At 32.0% G+C, this 15,317-nt stretch carries 22 protein-coding genes; 9 read left to right on the forward strand and 13 right to left on the reverse strand.

Translation table 11 applies throughout. The annotated features are described in order from the left end of the window. Positions 1 to 129 precede the first annotated feature (129 nt). The 3 genes from OZP07_RS11230 to OZP07_RS11240 all read left to right on the forward strand — a co-directional run bounded on the left by OZP07_RS11230 (position 130) and on the right by OZP07_RS11240 (position 1,391). Positions 130 to 312: a hypothetical protein gene (locus OZP07_RS11230; RefSeq protein ID WP_281638406.1), complete on the forward strand. Its 183-nt coding sequence runs from the start codon at positions 130 to 132 to the stop codon at positions 310 to 312. Between the two features lie 10 nt (positions 313 to 322). Beyond that, positions 323 to 703, forward strand: a complete 381-nt coding sequence (locus OZP07_RS11235) for a hypothetical protein (RefSeq protein ID WP_281638407.1) — start codon at positions 323 to 325, stop codon at positions 701 to 703. Positions 704 to 866: 163 nt separating this feature from the next. After that, complete coding sequence (locus tag OZP07_RS11240) at positions 867 to 1,391, forward strand: hypothetical protein (protein WP_281638408.1); 525 nt, start codon at positions 867 to 869, stop codon at positions 1,389 to 1,391. Between the two features lie 177 nt (positions 1,392 to 1,568). Here the strand turns inward: OZP07_RS11240 and OZP07_RS11245 are convergent, their stop codons facing one another. Then, positions 1,569 to 1,802, reverse strand: a complete 234-nt coding sequence (locus OZP07_RS11245; protein WP_432419556.1) for a hypothetical protein — start codon at positions 1,800 to 1,802, stop codon at positions 1,569 to 1,571. A 104-nt stretch (positions 1,803 to 1,906) separates the two neighbouring features. Between OZP07_RS11245 and OZP07_RS11250 the strand changes: the two genes are divergently transcribed. The 4 genes from OZP07_RS11250 to OZP07_RS11265 are packed head-to-tail and all read left to right on the forward strand — an operon-like array spanning position 1,907 to position 4,765. Then, on the forward strand, positions 1,907 to 2,626 hold the full coding sequence (locus tag OZP07_RS11250) for a DUF4261 domain-containing protein (protein ID WP_281638409.1): 720 nt from the start codon (positions 1,907 to 1,909) through the stop codon (positions 2,624 to 2,626). Between the two features lie 16 nt (positions 2,627 to 2,642). Then, entirely contained in the window at positions 2,643 to 3,125 is a 483-nt protein-coding gene (locus OZP07_RS11255; RefSeq protein ID WP_281638410.1) for a hypothetical protein, read from the forward strand. A gap of 45 nt (positions 3,126 to 3,170) precedes the next feature. Next, positions 3,171 to 4,088: an ABC transporter permease gene (locus tag OZP07_RS11260; protein WP_281638411.1), complete on the forward strand. Its 918-nt coding sequence runs from the start codon at positions 3,171 to 3,173 to the stop codon at positions 4,086 to 4,088. Continuing rightward, positions 4,085 to 4,765 carry an ATP-binding cassette domain-containing protein gene (locus tag OZP07_RS11265; protein WP_281638412.1) on the forward strand — a complete coding sequence of 227 codons (681 nt, stop codon included), beginning with the start codon at positions 4,085 to 4,087 and terminating at the stop codon, positions 4,763 to 4,765. The genes OZP07_RS11260 and OZP07_RS11265 overlap by 4 nt, the downstream gene beginning before the upstream one ends. A 50-nt stretch (positions 4,766 to 4,815) precedes the next feature. Here the strand turns inward: OZP07_RS11265 and OZP07_RS11270 are convergent, their stop codons facing one another. Further along, entirely contained in the window at positions 4,816 to 6,120 is a 1,305-nt protein-coding gene (locus OZP07_RS11270; RefSeq protein WP_281638413.1) for a rhamnogalacturonan acetylesterase, read from the reverse strand. Between the two features lie 121 nt (positions 6,121 to 6,241). Next, positions 6,242 to 7,471 carry a multidrug effflux MFS transporter gene (locus OZP07_RS11275; RefSeq protein ID WP_194641730.1) on the reverse strand — a complete coding sequence of 410 codons (1,230 nt, stop codon included), beginning with the start codon at positions 7,469 to 7,471 and terminating at the stop codon, positions 6,242 to 6,244. A gap of 146 nt (positions 7,472 to 7,617) precedes the next feature. Between OZP07_RS11275 and OZP07_RS22150 the strand changes: the two genes are divergently transcribed. Together OZP07_RS22150 and OZP07_RS11280 are read left to right on the forward strand one after the other, a co-directional pair. Further along, positions 7,618 to 7,785 (forward strand): hypothetical protein, encoded by a 168-nt coding sequence (locus tag OZP07_RS22150; protein WP_349293664.1) that lies wholly within the window; start codon positions 7,618 to 7,620, stop codon positions 7,783 to 7,785. After that, positions 7,775 to 8,371 (forward strand): carbohydrate kinase family protein, encoded by a 597-nt coding sequence (locus tag OZP07_RS11280; protein WP_349293665.1) that lies wholly within the window; start codon positions 7,775 to 7,777, stop codon positions 8,369 to 8,371. Before OZP07_RS22150 ends, OZP07_RS11280 begins: the two co-directional genes overlap by 11 nt. Before the next feature lie 203 nt (positions 8,372 to 8,574). On the opposite strand, the gene OZP07_RS11285 is transcribed toward OZP07_RS11280, so the two are convergent. The 10 genes from OZP07_RS11285 to OZP07_RS11330 form a co-directional block, all read right to left on the reverse strand. Next, entirely contained in the window at positions 8,575 to 8,826 is a 252-nt protein-coding gene (locus OZP07_RS11285) for a hypothetical protein (RefSeq protein WP_281638414.1), read from the reverse strand. Positions 8,827 to 9,021: 195 nt separating this feature from the next. Then, entirely contained in the window at positions 9,022 to 10,077 is a 1,056-nt protein-coding gene (locus OZP07_RS11290; protein WP_281638415.1) for a hypothetical protein, read from the reverse strand. Positions 10,078 to 10,115: 38 nt separating this feature from the next. Continuing rightward, complete coding sequence (locus OZP07_RS11295; RefSeq protein WP_281638416.1) at positions 10,116 to 10,691, reverse strand: hypothetical protein; 576 nt, start codon at positions 10,689 to 10,691, stop codon at positions 10,116 to 10,118. Positions 10,692 to 10,828: 137 nt separating this feature from the next. After that, complete coding sequence (locus OZP07_RS11300; protein WP_281638417.1) at positions 10,829 to 11,389, reverse strand: hypothetical protein; 561 nt, start codon at positions 11,387 to 11,389, stop codon at positions 10,829 to 10,831. Then, on the reverse strand, positions 11,358 to 11,534 hold the full coding sequence (locus OZP07_RS11305; protein WP_281638418.1) for a hypothetical protein: 177 nt from the start codon (positions 11,532 to 11,534) through the stop codon (positions 11,358 to 11,360). Before OZP07_RS11305 ends, OZP07_RS11300 begins: the two co-directional genes overlap by 32 nt. 115 nt (positions 11,535 to 11,649) lie before the next feature. Continuing rightward, positions 11,650 to 11,868, reverse strand: a complete 219-nt coding sequence (locus tag OZP07_RS11310; protein WP_281638419.1) for a hypothetical protein — start codon at positions 11,866 to 11,868, stop codon at positions 11,650 to 11,652. Positions 11,869 to 11,986: 118 nt separating this feature from the next. After that, positions 11,987 to 12,394, reverse strand: coding sequence for a hypothetical protein (locus OZP07_RS11315; protein ID WP_281638420.1), 408 nt, complete (start codon positions 12,392 to 12,394; stop codon positions 11,987 to 11,989). A 63-nt stretch (positions 12,395 to 12,457) separates the two neighbouring features. Beyond that, a complete protein-coding gene (locus OZP07_RS11320) occupies positions 12,458 to 13,195 on the reverse strand; it encodes a hypothetical protein (protein WP_281638421.1) in 738 nt (245 codons plus the stop codon). A 321-nt stretch (positions 13,196 to 13,516) separates the two neighbouring features. Beyond that, a complete protein-coding gene (locus OZP07_RS11325; RefSeq protein ID WP_281638422.1) occupies positions 13,517 to 13,705 on the reverse strand; it encodes a hypothetical protein in 189 nt (62 codons plus the stop codon). Positions 13,706 to 13,933: 228 nt separating this feature from the next. After that, positions 13,934 to 15,067 carry a hypothetical protein gene (locus tag OZP07_RS11330; RefSeq protein WP_281638423.1) on the reverse strand — a complete coding sequence of 378 codons (1,134 nt, stop codon included), beginning with the start codon at positions 15,065 to 15,067 and terminating at the stop codon, positions 13,934 to 13,936. Positions 15,068 to 15,317: the final 250 nt, after the last annotated feature.

Here is a 15,317-nt window from a genome sequence, read left to right on the forward strand (position 1 = left end):
GGGCAATTGGCTTAATTTGAAAATGGTCTTGTACTTGGGAAGTTTAGGCAAATCCGAAAATAAGGCTTAATTTAACCCCAAACCTCTTGTAGCAAGGGAACGTTATGCCTCATGCTAAAAAACCGAAAGATGAGCGAAAGAAAAAATCGTAAACGAAATAAAGAAATAAAAGCTGAAGACGTTGAATTTGATAGCGATGAAAATTTTGCTTTTATTGTGGGATACACTTCTGGTGGTGCACCGTATGGATTGACACACGAAGAGATGAATGATATTGAAAAAGAAAACCACGAAACTGACTATATAATATAAAAGAAAATAAATGTCAACTGGAGAAGCGCATACAATTTGGTTTCCTGAATTAAAACAGCTTTTAAAAGAAAATTGGAAAGAAAATTTGACAATTACAAAACAGTTTAAACTTGTAGCTGAATTAGATAATAAACTGAATCAAATTAGAGCCGAAAAAAATATTCAAGCTCCAATGATGTGGTGTCCAAAATGCCAAGAAAGACATCGCTCAAAGCTTAGGTCAATTTCTATAACCGCAATGTATTTTGCTTTAAAAAAATTTGATAATTGTACCGAAATTCAGTTTGTTGAATTAATAAAGAATTGGAAAATATATTCCAAAGAGAAAAACCTTGACATTTATGGAAAGGAAGTGAATAAAACCAATATAGAAGAAAGCACGAAGGCATAACAGCTACTACAACGGATTTGGGCATTAGGCTTAATGGAAAGTTGGTTTTGTATCTGGAATTATTTGGCAAATCCGAAAATAAGGCTTAATTTAACCCCAAACCCGCTGTAGTAGCAACACGTTAGCAGGCAGTTTAAAGAACCGAAACAGAAATGATAAATATATGAACATTAACGATTTTAAGTATTCATACAATAGATTTTATAAAATCTATCGAGTAAAATTATTTGAACACGGTAAATGGCAAAAATGTACGTATGATAAAAAGAACTTTGAATTTCTCATAAATAACAATTTAAAAAATAATGACGAAATAAAAAACTTTCCTTACAAGCCATACTTATTTTTTATAATTAAATGGTGGCTTATGAATTTGTGGAAGTGGATAAAAATAAATGACCCGAAAATTAAAAACATACAGGACAGTGGAACCTTATGGGTTTTAGGTTTGTTATGTACAATTTTTATCTCAAACAGTTGGATAAACAGCAAAGAAAACAATGAAACAACCAAAGATGAAAAGGAAATGCAATTAAAAGAGCAAACCATCCAGAATTATAAAGTTTTGACAGATTCTCTTTTGATAGAAATAAAGCAAAAGGAATCAATAATAAAGGATTTCGTATTAGCTCATCAAAAAGACAGTATTTTAAAGAGTAAAAACGATTCTTTAAAAACAAAACAATAAAATGAAGAAATTTATATTTAATTTTATTTTTTAGCATAATGTTTAATTTAAAAATGTATTTCCAACTTAAACGGTGCGGAAACTAAACCGAAAATATTGTGGTTAAAAAACCGCTGCTAATCGAGTAGACGGCTCCGCCCCTAAAGGAACGGAGTGCGCCTTTCACACCACCGAGCGTCACGTACTCGGCGGTTCGCAAAGAGATGGGTTGAGTTCGATGTAAACATCGGTTAAGGATTGATAACCACGCTGTTTTAAGCGTTTCAAAGTGATGGTGGTACTCAGAATCGAACTCTGTACAATTGCCCAGCCCCCTTTTCTCGTTCGGCTAAATGCATAGGCGTGGTCTTGGTCAACTCCAAGCCGAATCAGGTTTTTTCTTTTCCGTTCGGGTTTCTTCCAATCGTGCAATAAAAAAAGTAATAATATTAATTTTTAGTGGAATCGTAATTATGGGGTTATTTAGTTTTTTTAGTAAAGAAAAAAAATCAGAAACAAGTAAAAATATTTTAGGAATGATTCTTTTAAAAGAACCAAATTCTATGGATATAAAAAAAGTAGTTTCTGAGTTGAGAGAAAAATGGAATATAGAAATTGATGATAAAGAATCAAATAATGAAACTTCGGTTTTAGAAATTGATGGTTACAAAATTGCAATTGCAAATATGAATATTGCAATTCCTGGAGACGAAATTGAAACAACTGCTGAATATAATTACTTCTGGGAAAACGGAAAAGAAGAAGCTACAAAACATAAAGGACATATAATTTTGTCTATTATGAATGCTGGTAAAAATCCAATTAAAGAAAATTTACTTTATAATAAAATTGCTTCATCTATTTTAAATAACAGTAAATCATTAGGAATTTATATTGGAGGCAGAACACTTTTATTGAAAAAAGACTTCTATCAATCGCAGACTAAAGAAATGAATGATGAAAATTTACCATTATATAATTGGATTTATTTTGGAATCAGAACTGATAACAGAAAAAACTCAATGTACACTTATGGACTTGCAGATTTCAACAAAACAGAAATTGAAATTATAGAAACGAAACATTCAGTTGAAGAAGTAAACGAAATGTTACTAAATTTAGTCAATTACATTTTAGTTTCTGATGTAACATTAAAAAATGGAGAAACAATCGGATTTACTGAAGAGCAAAAACTTAAAATAAGTATTTCTAAAGGTAAATTTATTGACGGAAAAACTATAAAAGTAGCATTCTAAAAAAACGATAAATATTTTGCCGAACGCACAATTGAGTAAAACGGCTTCATCTCCTAATAGAACGGAGTACACCTCATACACCACTGAACATATAGAAATGAAAAAATGGTTTTTAAAGTACAGACATCATCAAAGTATCTCAGAAAAACCACTTATTCTGGCGAAATATATCATTTCTTTTTTTAATAATTTGCGTAAATACCATAGCTTTACTTATGCAGAATACAACAAAATAAATGAGTGGGAAAATAGCGTTTGGAGTGATGAATATAAAAGAACAGAGTTAAAACAATATTGTTACAATTGCCATAAAGAAATAAGTTATTACGGACGATATTCTAAGTATATTTGCAGAGAATGTGCTACGAAAGATAAATTAGATAAGAATGGAAATTTAGTTGACGACACTAAAAATGAATATGAATGTATTATTGACGGCAAAGAATATTTTGCACAAGAAGCGAGGTTTGGAGGAACTGTAATTCAGAGGAAAGAATAACTACGACACCAGAACGCTCCAAACCATTTTAGCGCACCAAAAATAATGAAAGAATATTTTATCTTACAATTCAAAATGATAAACAGGCAATTAACCGAATGGGGAATTGAACCAATAATTGGATATGTTGTTGGTCTTTTTGCATGTATTGGTATTTCGTTGAAATTATTTGAAAAAACTCAATTTGCTGAATATATTTATATTGTATTGGCTTTAAGTTTAGTACTAAAATTGAATGAAATAAACAGAAACAATTTCTTGAAACTTTGTTATTCTAAAACAGAGTATATTAAAATAAGAATAATCGAAAACATAATTGTTTCAATAGTATTTATAGCCTTTTTGTTATTTCAAGAAAAATATTTGAGCTCGATTTTACTTTTTATTTCGGCTTGTCTTTTTTCTCTAATAGATTTAAAAAACAAATCAAGCTTTACATTACCAACTCCTTTTTATAAGTATCCGTTTGAGTTTATAGTAGGATTTAGGTCAAATTATTTCATCTATTTATTTGCTTATTTTTTGACATTTATGTCAATTAGTGTTAATAATTTCAATTTGGGTATTTTTTCATTAATTCTGACTTTACTTTCTTGTCTTAATTATTATACAAATTCAGAAAATGAATTTTATGTTTGGATATTTTCTTTGACCCCAAAAGAATTTATAAGGTATAAATTAAAAAACATTATCCAATATTCAACCATTTTATGCTTACCAATAATTATAAGTTTATCTCTATTTTTCTATACAAAAATTGATATAATATTAGGTTTTCAATTTTTAGGATATTTATTTATTTTCACAACTATGTTAGCAAAATATTCCGTTTTTCCTGAAAAATTAAATATTAGATTTGGAATTATATTTGCTTTAACATTGTGGCTTCCTCCATTATTATTGCTAATTATTCCTTATTTATACATTCAAACAACGAAAAAATTAAAAGAAATATTACAATGATCAGCATTGAAAACTTGTCAAAATCATACGGTTCTAAAGTAGTCTTGAAAAACATTAACTTAAACTTTGAAAAAGGAAAAGTTTATGGAATTGTTGGCGAAAATGGGGCAGGAAAAACTACATTGTTCAAATGCATTGCCGGATTAGAAAAACATAACGGAGTAATCAATTGTGAATATGGAAAACCTAAAGATTTTCTGGGCTATTTACAAACAGAACCTTATTTCTTTTCAAAAATAACAGGTAATGAGTATATTCAATTATTAAGCAATGCTAGAAATGTAACAAATACCGATTTAAATGAAAAAAACATTTTTGATTTACCATTGAATGAATATGTAATAAAATACTCGACGGGAATGAGAAAAAAACTTGCATTTACAGCAATATTATTGCAGGAAAATAAATTATTCATTTTAGACGAGCCTTTTAATGGTGTTGATATTCATAGTAATATATTAATTACCGAAATAATTCAAAAATTGAAAGAAATGGGGAAATCAATTATAATTTCTTCTCATATTTTTTCGACACTAAACGACACTTGCGATGAAATATTTTTATTGAAAAATGGGGAAATTATTAAGAGCGTTTTAAAAGATGAATTTAGCAATTTAGAAAGTGAAATGAAAGCATTTACAATTGGAAATAAAATAGAAAAATTAAACTTAAAATAAAAAACGGCTGGTAAAAGACTTGGCAATATTGCCAATTTTGTGATAATTTTTTACTCCCCATCAGGTTTATCAATTCCAAATCGGGCGCTCATTGGCACCGTCCAATCACTTGGTTTGCCTGGGTTTTTAAAAATATAATGAGGAACTGTAGGTTTTATTTTTTTAGCAAGATCCAAACCTGCATTTTTAATATTCTGTACTATACATCGAGCCACTTCATTGGCACCAAAACTATTAAAATGGGTATTATCAGCCAAAGCACTTATTTGTCCGGGAAAGGTGTTCTCTGGATAATGAACGAAGGCCTTTTTTGAAAGTTCATTACCCCAGCTTTGGTATAAAGAAGTTGTCATTTTAGTAACATCTATCAAAGGAACCTGCATCTCTTGAGCCACTTTTCGCATTGCATCTGGAAACTCACCGTGAGTAGGCTTTAATGTCCCATTTGGATTAAAAATACGTCTTTGTATTGGAGTTACCAATATTGGAGAACCTCCTTTATTTCTGGTTTTTACAATAATATCTTTTAATAAAGCTGTATACACTCCCGAAGCTGCTTTTCCGTCTCCTGTTGCTTTTTCGTCATTGTGGCCAAACTCAATAAAAAGATAATCACCCGGCTCCATTAAGTATAAAATTTTCTCTAACCGATATGTGGATTCAAAAGACCTGAGCGTCAAGCCTGAATAAGCATAATTAGCAATCACGACATCTGTCGTCAGGTAATTTTGAAAAAACTGCGGCCAGGATGCCCACGGCTCCAGATCATGTTCCATCACAGTAGAATCTCCGGCCATATAAATTGTTGTAATTTTGGAAACAGGAGTGACTTTGATGCTTTGAACAATTGATGTTCCTAAAAACTCCAAAGTTAATTTCTCATCCCAGTTCAGTCCTTTAATTTCAGCAGGTTTAAGAGTAATGGTATTGTTAATATCAAATTTTGCAGTTCTGACATTGACCATAAAACGCATTGTTTTAGTTTCATTGGCGGCAGTTTTAATTTCCCGCAGCATCAGTCTTCTGGACTCGGCCTTCACAGTTGTAATACCGCTGTTACTGCCACCCAAAACGACCTCTACACTATAATTACCTTCTGGCAGCTTCATTGAAAAATAGAACGGACTCTTAGCCGATATTGATTTTTCGTCAAACACCACATTTTTATCCGATTGTAAATCAAATCCGTATCCAGCAGCTTTAGTATAAGCAACAGTTTTATTTATGACTGTACCAGTTTTTTTATCAGTATTTGCACCAAAATTAAATTCTTTAATAGGGGCGTTTTCTTGGGCATTAGCAATGAAAAAGTGGGTTATGCATAGAAATAAAAAAATGCTTTTAAAGTGTTTCATAATGTGTGTTTCTTAAAAAATTATTCGATATAAAGGGATTGCTAATGTACAATGATTGCTGTTATTTTTATGAAATTTGATAGTCCTTTTTTCGAAGTTCTGAAAAAATATTAATAGGATTTTAATGCCCAATCACAATCTCATCATCACCAGTATTCACAATGGTTTCTTTAATTCTTCTTTTGCCAATATTTAAAACAATAAAAGCAAGAATCGTGGTGCAGGTCATAATTGCAACCATCGGAACCATAGAATCTTTTACAAAAATCCCAACTGCAAACGATGACAAAGCACCAATTCCTAATTGAGTCGCACCCATCAATGCTGAAGCACTTCCAGTATTTTTGGCAAAAGGAGCGAGGGTCAATCCTGCAGTATTGGGATTAGAAATCCCCAAACAGGCCAAAAATAGAAACAGCAGTGTCATTGTTCCATACAATCCCAGATCATCATTTATTGCCAAAATCAAAAAGATAACACTGATCGTTATTTGGACGGTCAAAGCTCCAAAAATCATCTGCTCACTGGAAAATCTTCTCAGTAATATAGAATTCAATTGGCTGGAACCAATAAAACTCACCGACATAAAAGCAAAAATCCATCCGTAAACCGTGGCATCAACTTTTAAAATATCCATAAACAAAATTGGAGAAGCGGCAACATAAGTGAACAATCCAGAGAATGCAATAGATCCCGTCAATGCATATGTATAAAACTGTGGCACCTTGATGATTGATACAAAATTAGCAATGATTGGTTTGGGTTTCAGCGAAATATCAGGATCTGGTTTATGGCTGTCCGGCAGACCCAATTGTGATGCAATCAGTACAAAAGTTCCTAGGAACATTAAGATATAAAAAATTGGATGCCAGCCATAATAAGTGGTTACATAACTTCCAATGGTTGGTGCCAGCATTGGCGAAAGCCCAAGAACCAGCATTAATTTAGACAAAACATTTGGTATTTCCTTTACTGGAAACAAATCCCGAACCATGGCAACCGCTGCAACTGTAGCCGCACAGCTCCCAACAGCCTGAATAAAGCGAAGCCCTATAAACACATGAATATCAGCCACCACAGCACAGCCCAAAGAAGCCAGAATATACACCAACAGTCCTATAAACAAAGGTTTTTTTCGGCCAAAACGATCCAATAACGGTCCATAAAGCAGCTGTCCGAATGAAATTCCGATAAAATAACTGGAAAGTGATTCTGAAACCAAAGTTACCGAAGTGTGAAGATCTTTGGCAATGCCCGAAAAACTGGGCAAATACATATCAATTGAAAATGGCCCGAGAGCCGTCATAGAACCCAAAATCAGTATCAGCTGAATATATTTTCCTTTTGTCATAATCTTTTTTGTCTTTTGCAAAGATAGTATTTTGAAATCTCTTATGTAATAATTGTACTTTGCTTTGAACTGTAATATTCAGCGTATCTTTAGTATCTTTAACTTTAAAATTTAAACAGATCAGATTCAATCTTTTAACCCAAAAAATGAAAAATAAACTAAAAGGTGTTTGTTTCGGAGAAATTCTTTTTGATGTTTTTCCGCACCAGAAAAAAATTGGCGGAGCACCGCTGAATGCTGCCTCAAGACTAAGCTCTTTGGCCGTAGATATTGCTGTAATCAGCGGAATTGGAAACGATGAAGATGGAAATTGAATTAACGGCAGAGAATATACTCATGGTCAAAAATGCCGATTTCTTTGTCTACGGAAGTTTATCCTCGAGAGATTCCGTTTCTGAAAACACACTAAAACAGCTTTTAAACGCTGCTAAATATAAAATTTTTGATGTCAATTTAAGAGCGCCATATTATAACATAAAAACTATAATAAATTTAGCACTTGAATCTGATTTACTGAAACTTAACGATGATGAATTAAATGAAATCTGCGCAGCTTTAAATTCAGATAAAAATTCTTTGGAACAGAATATTAAATTTATTGCTGAAAAAACCAATACAAAAACTGTTTGCGTGACTTTGGGAGCTCATGGAGCAATTTTATATTTTGAAAATAAATTTTACCATAATCATGGATTCAAAGTAAATGTTGTCGATACTGTTGGTTCAGGAGATTCATTTTTGGCTTCATTAATTTTTAAACTGCTTAATGAAAATAATCCGCAGCATGCTGTAGATTTTGCATGTGCTGTTGGATCTATTGCCGCACAAAGCGAAGGAGCTAATCCTGTAATAACACTGTCTGAAATAAATGATTTTTTACACAAAAACGCTAAAACCTAAGACTGACAGCCATTTCTAGCCAAAATTAACAGCATATATTTTTGAACTATAATTTATAGTATGTTCGAAAATTTTGTTTATATTTGCCATAGATTATTTTTCTATTAAGAGCCGAGGGATTGCAGTCCCGCTTGAGGCTCTTTTTGTTTATATTAAGTTTGCAAACTCTGCCCCTACTCTAGGGGTAAGAGATAAAAAAAAAATTACCATCCTGTTTTGACACGCCCACGAGTAGTAAAATTTGGGAACATGTCTATTAAATCGCCTTTCTTATAGTAGCATAAAACCTGCCTTGAACGCCTTACATAGATTAAAATGTAATCCCATTCAATAGATTTCTGCTCAAGCCATTTTGTATAATTATAAACGGAGTGGACAAATTCTGTAAATAGTCTTTTTTCTTTATTAAGATAGACTGTAACGGAGTAATCATTTTTCTTTTTAAAATCTTCCATAACTCAAAAGAATAGGGTAAGAGATAAAAAAAAAATAGTGTACCCCAAATGAAAGGAGTACACTTATTAGGGTGTAGTTTTTATATATCATATCAGATTATTTACTAATAAGAGCCTTGCAGAGCTTACTTATTTTCTATTATTTTCCAAATATACATAAAAATTTGATTTTTAAATTATTATTGAAAAAAAAACTTAAGGAGCAACGTAATGACCATCATTACTATATGTAACTGCTTGATAAGGGATTGACTCTTGACCGCTAGACAAGTCTTTAATTTTTATATGATTCCAATTAACTGCTGAATCACCAAAAACAAAAGGATCTATAACTACCAGAGATTGTCCTGCATCAGAACCGTCAGTAAGAAGATTCTGAGTAAATACAGTAGGATACAAAACCCAAGGGTCTGTTAAATTATTACAATGATATATCTGGAAAGTTTTATTTCCTGATAAAGCACTTAAAAACAAGAAACTTAATCTTTGCTGATTGTCAGCACGATACCAAGTTAAATGTGGTGTATTTACAAGCATTGGTATTGCTGGCAATGGTTCAACTGGAACAACAACGGGAAGCTGTCTTATAATTAATAAACAAATTAATTTAACAGCATTATTAGGAACTGAAAGGATATTACTATAAGTAGAATTTTGCATAACTTCTGTTGTAATAGTATTTGAACTAGTAGTTGATCCGTCTAAAAGTACAAAAGAATATGTAAAATCAAACATAACACTAGATAAAAAAGATGCTTGAGTATCTAAAAAAACGGCATTAGAGAAAGAAACATTAAGATTCGAAGTAGTTGTATAGTCTGTATCTCGAAAGGAAGAACCATTAACTACACAACTGAAATTAGCATCAGAACCGTCTTTAGTTATGCGAAGATAACCCGAAGAAGAATGAGCAGTTAAATTTTGAGCTACAGCAGTACCCTCAATGCGAAATAAGACAGGCGGTGGTGGAACTATAACAGGTTCATCAATTTGGCATAATGGTGTTAAATAGGTGTTCTGCTTTCTAAATTCGCCTTGCTTTACTAGTTCAGTATCAAAGAACTCTGAATTTATTATCAATCGTTCCATATCGGTAAAATTAATACATTCGTGAGGCTCTTTTATAAAGTGTATTCCCTTTCTAAGATTAGTAAAAATTAAATCTTCTGGAATGAGAATTGGAGTATCCAAACTGGGAGCTTTTAGGCAGTCCATTTGTAAATTTTTGTTTAAATAATATAGTGTATACATATTGTATAAGTTTTATGCTACATGCAGGCTTTTCCTTCTTAAAACCACGTGTAACCTTTTGATTTATAATAAGTTCGCATTTTCTGAATTTGTGCATCTGATAAATATTTCAAAATATCAGATATTAAATTCCTTGAACGTGTGGCGGTTTTGTAATATAATTCCTCCAATACTGGGAATGTACCTGTATGCTTTTTTAATAAGCGCATGGCTTCGGTTTCGTCTTCATTCCAAGCATTGACATTGAATAATTCTACTGTACCGCCAAAAATAATATGATTGTCTTCTACATTAGTGCCAAATGCACTAGCAATACCTCGGGCAGATGCTACAAGGGTTGCCATAGTTTTAGTATCTATTTTTGGATATTTCTTAGCGACTTCCTCAGTTTTCTTTTTGGTAATTTGAGGGTCTGCTTTTGCATTTTCGTTTGTATTTGCTGTTTGTTCCGCTTGCATTTTCGAGTTGTTTACACTCTCAATCATTAACTTATAATATTTATAAGCATATGGGAACACCACAAATAAGCCTATAATAAAAATCCCATACTTTTTAATGAATGGGATAATTTTACTATCTAAGAAATTTTGCTTTTGATTTCTTCGGATTGACATGACTATTTTTTATTATTCATTTTTTTGTAAATGAAAAATCCAAGAAGTAAAGCACATGCACCAAGAACTACTGTTTTGTGTTCGGTGTAAAAATTCTTTAATTTATCGATAATTGCTTGCATAATTTCTTTTGTTTTTTAAATTAGAATTTGAGTTGCGTAGGTATAAAAAAAAAGACCTACAGTTAATAAAATTGGAATCATGAATTTTTTAAAAAAAGACACATTAGTATCTACTTTTAGAATTGAGGTCGAAACTTCTCCAAGATTTGATATTGCCTCTAAGATATCGCTATCTGCAACCTCAATATTGGATTGTCCCAATTCGACTTTTAAAATTGCTCTAACAAGGCGTAACATAAAATTAGCATTGATAGAGGTAATCTTTTGAGTAGGCTTATAACCTAATGTTTTCGAAACGGAATTAATATAAGCATTCGTGTCATTTTCAATAGGAGGTGCGTACTCACGGATTAAAAGCTGTACAGTATTTTTGCCTTTATTAATATCGTTTATGAGGTCTTTGAGCATTGCTCTAAGGCCGTACGATAAGGTTGTAAACTGTTCAAATTTTGGGTCTTCACTTTGCGTAAAAGGAACTTTACCAAGCCATGTAATAGATGTTCTAATAAGATTGCCCGGATTATTATTTCTAAGACCTCTTACTTTACTCGGATTGTTCAGAAAGCTTTTGCTCATTGTCTACGTTTTTTGGTTGCTGACTGGCTAAATAAGCTTCATATTCATCATGCGCAAATTGTGCGACTTTTACCACTAAAGCGATAATTGCACCAAACTTGACAACAAACTTAAGTGCATTAGGGATATATGATAATAATTTCATAATTAAGTTTTTAAAGATTGTTTTCTTTCACGATTTTTCTTAATTGCTTCTTTTACAACTTCCGCTATTTCGTGAATGAATAACGGAAGTAAAGAATAAAGACCTTTCCGAAACATTACATTGAGGAATGAGTAGGTCTCTTTTTGATAGCTGTAACTTTTATCCAATCAGTTACACCGTCTTTCTTTGAGGGGCTAGGTTCTAGCTTATAGAGCTGTCCTTTCAACTCAATATAACCAACTCCATAACCTGTACCTTTTTTATCTTTACAGCCGATTAGCTGATAAGGATTGCCAAATTTGTCTGTGTTAATTCTAGCTTGATTTTGTGCCATTTTTTAATGTATTAAATGAATTATTAATGTTTTAATTAAATCTAATTTCTTAAGTATTAGCACTACGGTATCTAATATAAAAATCAATTTACAGACACCGTAGTAACTAAACTTTTTTTTACCTTCTCCTTCTTGCACCAGAACTATGGCTTTTTGTAAGCATCCAGATTGCACCGAAAAAAGCAGTAACTCCAAGGGAAACGGCTAACCAGTGTTCCTTAAACCATTGAGATATAGTCATATCTGCAACCGTTGCACCATACTTAGCTGTAGTAAGTTTTGCGCTGTTTGACATACCGTCAAAAGTTCCTTGAACTAAAGCGTCACCAAGTGTCTGAGTAGTCGCTTGAGCCAATGCTTGCGCTGTCTGCTGAGCGATTTGGTTTTGTTGTTGCTGAGCCACTTGGGAATCGTACTCTTTTTGTGCTTTTTTAGCAGCGTGTGCATCAACTGCCCCCTGAGTAATGTTCTGAAGCAAACCGCCTGCAACTGGAATCATAGACATTAAGGGTGTAGCTATTTTCAACACGTTCTTTAGGTTGACGTTTTTCTTAACGGCTGTACCTATTTTTTTAAAGAAACCCATTTCTTAAATATGATTTCTTAATAATAAATTGACAACAGACCCCTGTGTTTTTCGAATGTTCAAATTCGAAACAGCGATAAGAGGTAACTGTACAAAATTCTGGAAAGAAGATTTTAGAGTCCCATTCTTTTTAACATAAGCTACAGGGTCAATGCTTCTGGACATCGAACGAAGTTCAAACAAATCATACTTAATAATTTTTGAAGAACCGCCTGACAATGCAACGGTATAGGAAATTTCCGTGATGTCAGAGTTAATATCCAAAACCGCAATATCATAACCCTCAACGTTAAAATCCTTATTGGTGTCATCGCTTGCCATAGATTTAGACTCATAAGAATAAACCTCTAAACTAGTGGTTGGTTCTTCGATACCTCTAATTTCATAAGAAACGGTAGGTTTGAGATTCTTAAGATTAACCTTAAGTACATCTTTTTCAAAAAGATGGATAGAACCTTCACGGCAAATTTCACAAAGAGCAATAGTCTGATAATTGTCATCAGAAACTATAGCATCGTCACCGTAAGTAGTGGCTAGCATAAAACGCTGTAAAGAAACTGCTCCTTTCGTAATTTCAAAATTTGAGCCGTTAGCACGTTCAATTTCGACTTGAATAGTTTCATCTTGAAGAATTTCGTAGTCCGCACTACACGCAATTAAAAGAGTCCCGATACTCTTTGAAACTTGCAATTTTACTTCTGTAGGGTTATCAGCCCCAGCAACTTGCTTAAATATTTCCATATTAATTAATTTAGGTCAGTTTTTATCCGACAATTATTTTTTTACATGACAAATATTACTATAAAAAAACCCTCAAATTTGAGATTTAAGGAAATAGGGGTATATTTGCCGTTATAGTTTGAAATAGTCATTAAAATGTTTCATACAAACGACTTTTAAATTCTTTTCTCGCTTTATATCTGTTAGATGCTTTTGGGCTGTCTTTTCGGAAACATTTAATAATCTGGCTACATCTTTATGTGTAATTACATTTGTTAAGGCGATTGTATTCATATTGGTTTTGGTTAGAGATAATAGGAGGGAGGCACCCCTCCTATTTAGTTAATAAAATAATGTCATTTGATTAGGGTTTCCTTTTTGCTGTACTTTGTTACCTGTCGGGAACTCTTTACTTTCAAATTCTAAATAAGTACCGTTTGACAGTTTGTACATGTAATTTTTTTCCTTTTCCGTTTTAATTACCATACTTGGAGTAAGGGCTTTTTTTTGTTGGTGGGTTGTTGCTTTCATAGTTTCGCTTTTTAAAAAAATCAATCAAAATTGAAATTAGTTCAGTTAAAAAAAAAGGATTAAACATTTTGTAAGAATTTAAAGTTTAGCTTGTAAGAAGAAATTAACATATTTGATAAGAATAGTCGACTATCATAGGTCGACTATCTGCGAGACACATAAATTTTGAAAATCCAAAAGTTTAGCGTCCAAATGTTATACATTTTTTGTAAGGTTTTTTTCATAGTTTTAAAGTTTGAAGTTTATAAATTTTAAATATTCTAAAACGTGTGCGTTGTGTCTTGCTTGAGATTCAATTTTTAAATCTTTATGAATGAGTAAATCAAATAAATCTTTAATTTTTTTCCTCATTCGAGATTGTGCTACCTCAGTAGCTTCCTTTGAACTGCCTTTAAATGTCAAAGCGATTGCTTGAAGTGTTTTGAAATCATAACCGCTCTGTATGCAGTTTTGAATCAATTCATAAATTATATGGTCTGTAGGGGATAATTGCGGGGCTTTTTGTCTTACTTTATTTTCTATATAAGCATTAATCGAAAAGACTACAACATTATACAAATCGGGTCCAGGGATATCAAGATATTCTCTTAAAGTTTTGAATTGTGGACATATGCCATATTTTTGAAGTCTTTTTTTATGGTCATAATTTTTGATAGTGACCTCAATACGAGTTAAATTTTTTATCGCATGGTAGTATTCGGGAAATAAATAAGTATTATAAAATTCAACTGATTTACTCATTAACTCAAACTCTTTATGATATAGTTTAATAAATGGTAATGAGGGTTTGGCGTAATCACGTTTATTAAATGCTAATCCCAAATTGAAAGCTTCTGAAACTTTATGTGTATATTTCTCTTTATTGCCAGTTTGACTAATAAGAGCGTCTAGGGCATCACTAAAGATTTGAGGAGTATCTGCGTAACGATTAACACATATGTCTACATCTGATATATAACCGTCTAAAAATGCCTCAAAAGAGCATTTAAATACATTGAAATTTAAAAATTCCTCATATAAGAGTTTTATGTTTGACTTATTAATTCCCTCAAAATATCGAGATTTTAACAATTTAGAAGAAACTGTAAGACTTATAAATTTAGTTTTAGTCTGTTCTTTTGTTTCATGATTAAATAACGGAATTTCAGCAAGTCCAATCCTTACAGTAATTCCATTTTGAACAATCATTAACGGTTTCGGAGGATGCAATTCACAATCAACAGCATCCAAACTTTCATAATAAATTGCTGTTTGAGAAGTTAAACGCTGGTCAATAACTTCACAATCAGCAAATAAAAGTTTTAAGCTGAACGAATCCGTTAAGGGAACATTAACGGGAATTGTTTTAAAAGAACTAAGCATTTGACTTACAAATGTTTAGATATTGTAGTGAACTATAATTTATATTATGTAAAATAGAATTTTTATAAACCCATACTGCTTTATACTTTGACCTACATCAAATTCTAATTTAGATTCAAAAACAAACTGCAATTATAATCCTTATAGAAACTCTGCCTCTTTCCCGAACAATACTAATGAGAGTTCAAAAAAAAGAGGCTGTCCAAAAAGTAAGGACAGCCTTTTTTTTGCTGTTTTTAATCTAAAATAG

Source organism: Flavobacterium marginilacus (assembly GCF_026870155.1).
GTDB lineage: Bacteria > Bacteroidota > Bacteroidia > Flavobacteriales > Flavobacteriaceae > Flavobacterium > Flavobacterium marginilacus.

What these genes read in the sequence shown, in the direction of transcription:
- OZP07_RS11230 (WP_281638406.1), top strand. Translation starts at nt 130, where the DNA reads ATGAGCGAAAGAAAAAATCGTAAACGAAATAAAGAAATAAAAGCTGAA.
- OZP07_RS11235 (WP_281638407.1), top strand. Translation starts at nt 323, where the DNA reads ATGTCAACTGGAGAAGCGCATACAATTTGGTTTCCTGAATTAAAACAG.
- OZP07_RS11240 (WP_281638408.1), top strand. Translation starts at nt 867, where the DNA reads ATGAACATTAACGATTTTAAGTATTCATACAATAGATTTTATAAAATC.
- OZP07_RS11250 (WP_281638409.1), top strand. Translation starts at nt 1,907, where the DNA reads ATGATTCTTTTAAAAGAACCAAATTCTATGGATATAAAAAAAGTAGTT.
- OZP07_RS11260 (WP_281638411.1), top strand. Translation starts at nt 3,171, where the DNA reads ATGAAAGAATATTTTATCTTACAATTCAAAATGATAAACAGGCAATTA.
- OZP07_RS11265 (WP_281638412.1), top strand. Translation starts at nt 4,085, where the DNA reads ATGATCAGCATTGAAAACTTGTCAAAATCATACGGTTCTAAAGTAGTC.
- OZP07_RS11270 (WP_281638413.1), bottom strand. Translation starts at nt 6,120, where the DNA reads ATGAAACACTTTAAAAGCATTTTTTTATTTCTATGCATAACCCACTTT.
- OZP07_RS11275 (WP_194641730.1), bottom strand. Translation starts at nt 7,471, where the DNA reads ATGACAAAAGGAAAATATATTCAGCTGATACTGATTTTGGGTTCTATG.
- OZP07_RS22150 (WP_349293664.1), top strand. Translation starts at nt 7,618, where the DNA reads ATGAAAAATAAACTAAAAGGTGTTTGTTTCGGAGAAATTCTTTTTGAT.
- OZP07_RS11280 (WP_349293665.1), top strand. Translation starts at nt 7,775, where the DNA reads ATGGAAATTGAATTAACGGCAGAGAATATACTCATGGTCAAAAATGCC.
- OZP07_RS11285 (WP_281638414.1), bottom strand. Translation starts at nt 8,826, where the DNA reads ATGGAAGATTTTAAAAAGAAAAATGATTACTCCGTTACAGTCTATCTT.
- OZP07_RS11290 (WP_281638415.1), bottom strand. Translation starts at nt 10,077, where the DNA reads ATGTATACACTATATTATTTAAACAAAAATTTACAAATGGACTGCCTA.
- OZP07_RS11295 (WP_281638416.1), bottom strand. Translation starts at nt 10,691, where the DNA reads ATGTCAATCCGAAGAAATCAAAAGCAAAATTTCTTAGATAGTAAAATT.
- OZP07_RS11300 (WP_281638417.1), bottom strand. Translation starts at nt 11,389, where the DNA reads ATGAGCAAAAGCTTTCTGAACAATCCGAGTAAAGTAAGAGGTCTTAGA.
- OZP07_RS11305 (WP_281638418.1), bottom strand. Translation starts at nt 11,534, where the DNA reads ATGAAATTATTATCATATATCCCTAATGCACTTAAGTTTGTTGTCAAG.
- OZP07_RS11310 (WP_281638419.1), bottom strand. Translation starts at nt 11,868, where the DNA reads ATGGCACAAAATCAAGCTAGAATTAACACAGACAAATTTGGCAATCCT.
- OZP07_RS11320 (WP_281638421.1), bottom strand. Translation starts at nt 13,195, where the DNA reads ATGGAAATATTTAAGCAAGTTGCTGGGGCTGATAACCCTACAGAAGTA.
- OZP07_RS11325 (WP_281638422.1), bottom strand. Translation starts at nt 13,705, where the DNA reads ATGAAAGCAACAACCCACCAACAAAAAAAAGCCCTTACTCCAAGTATG.
- OZP07_RS11330 (WP_281638423.1), bottom strand. Translation starts at nt 15,067, where the DNA reads ATGCTTAGTTCTTTTAAAACAATTCCCGTTAATGTTCCCTTAACGGAT.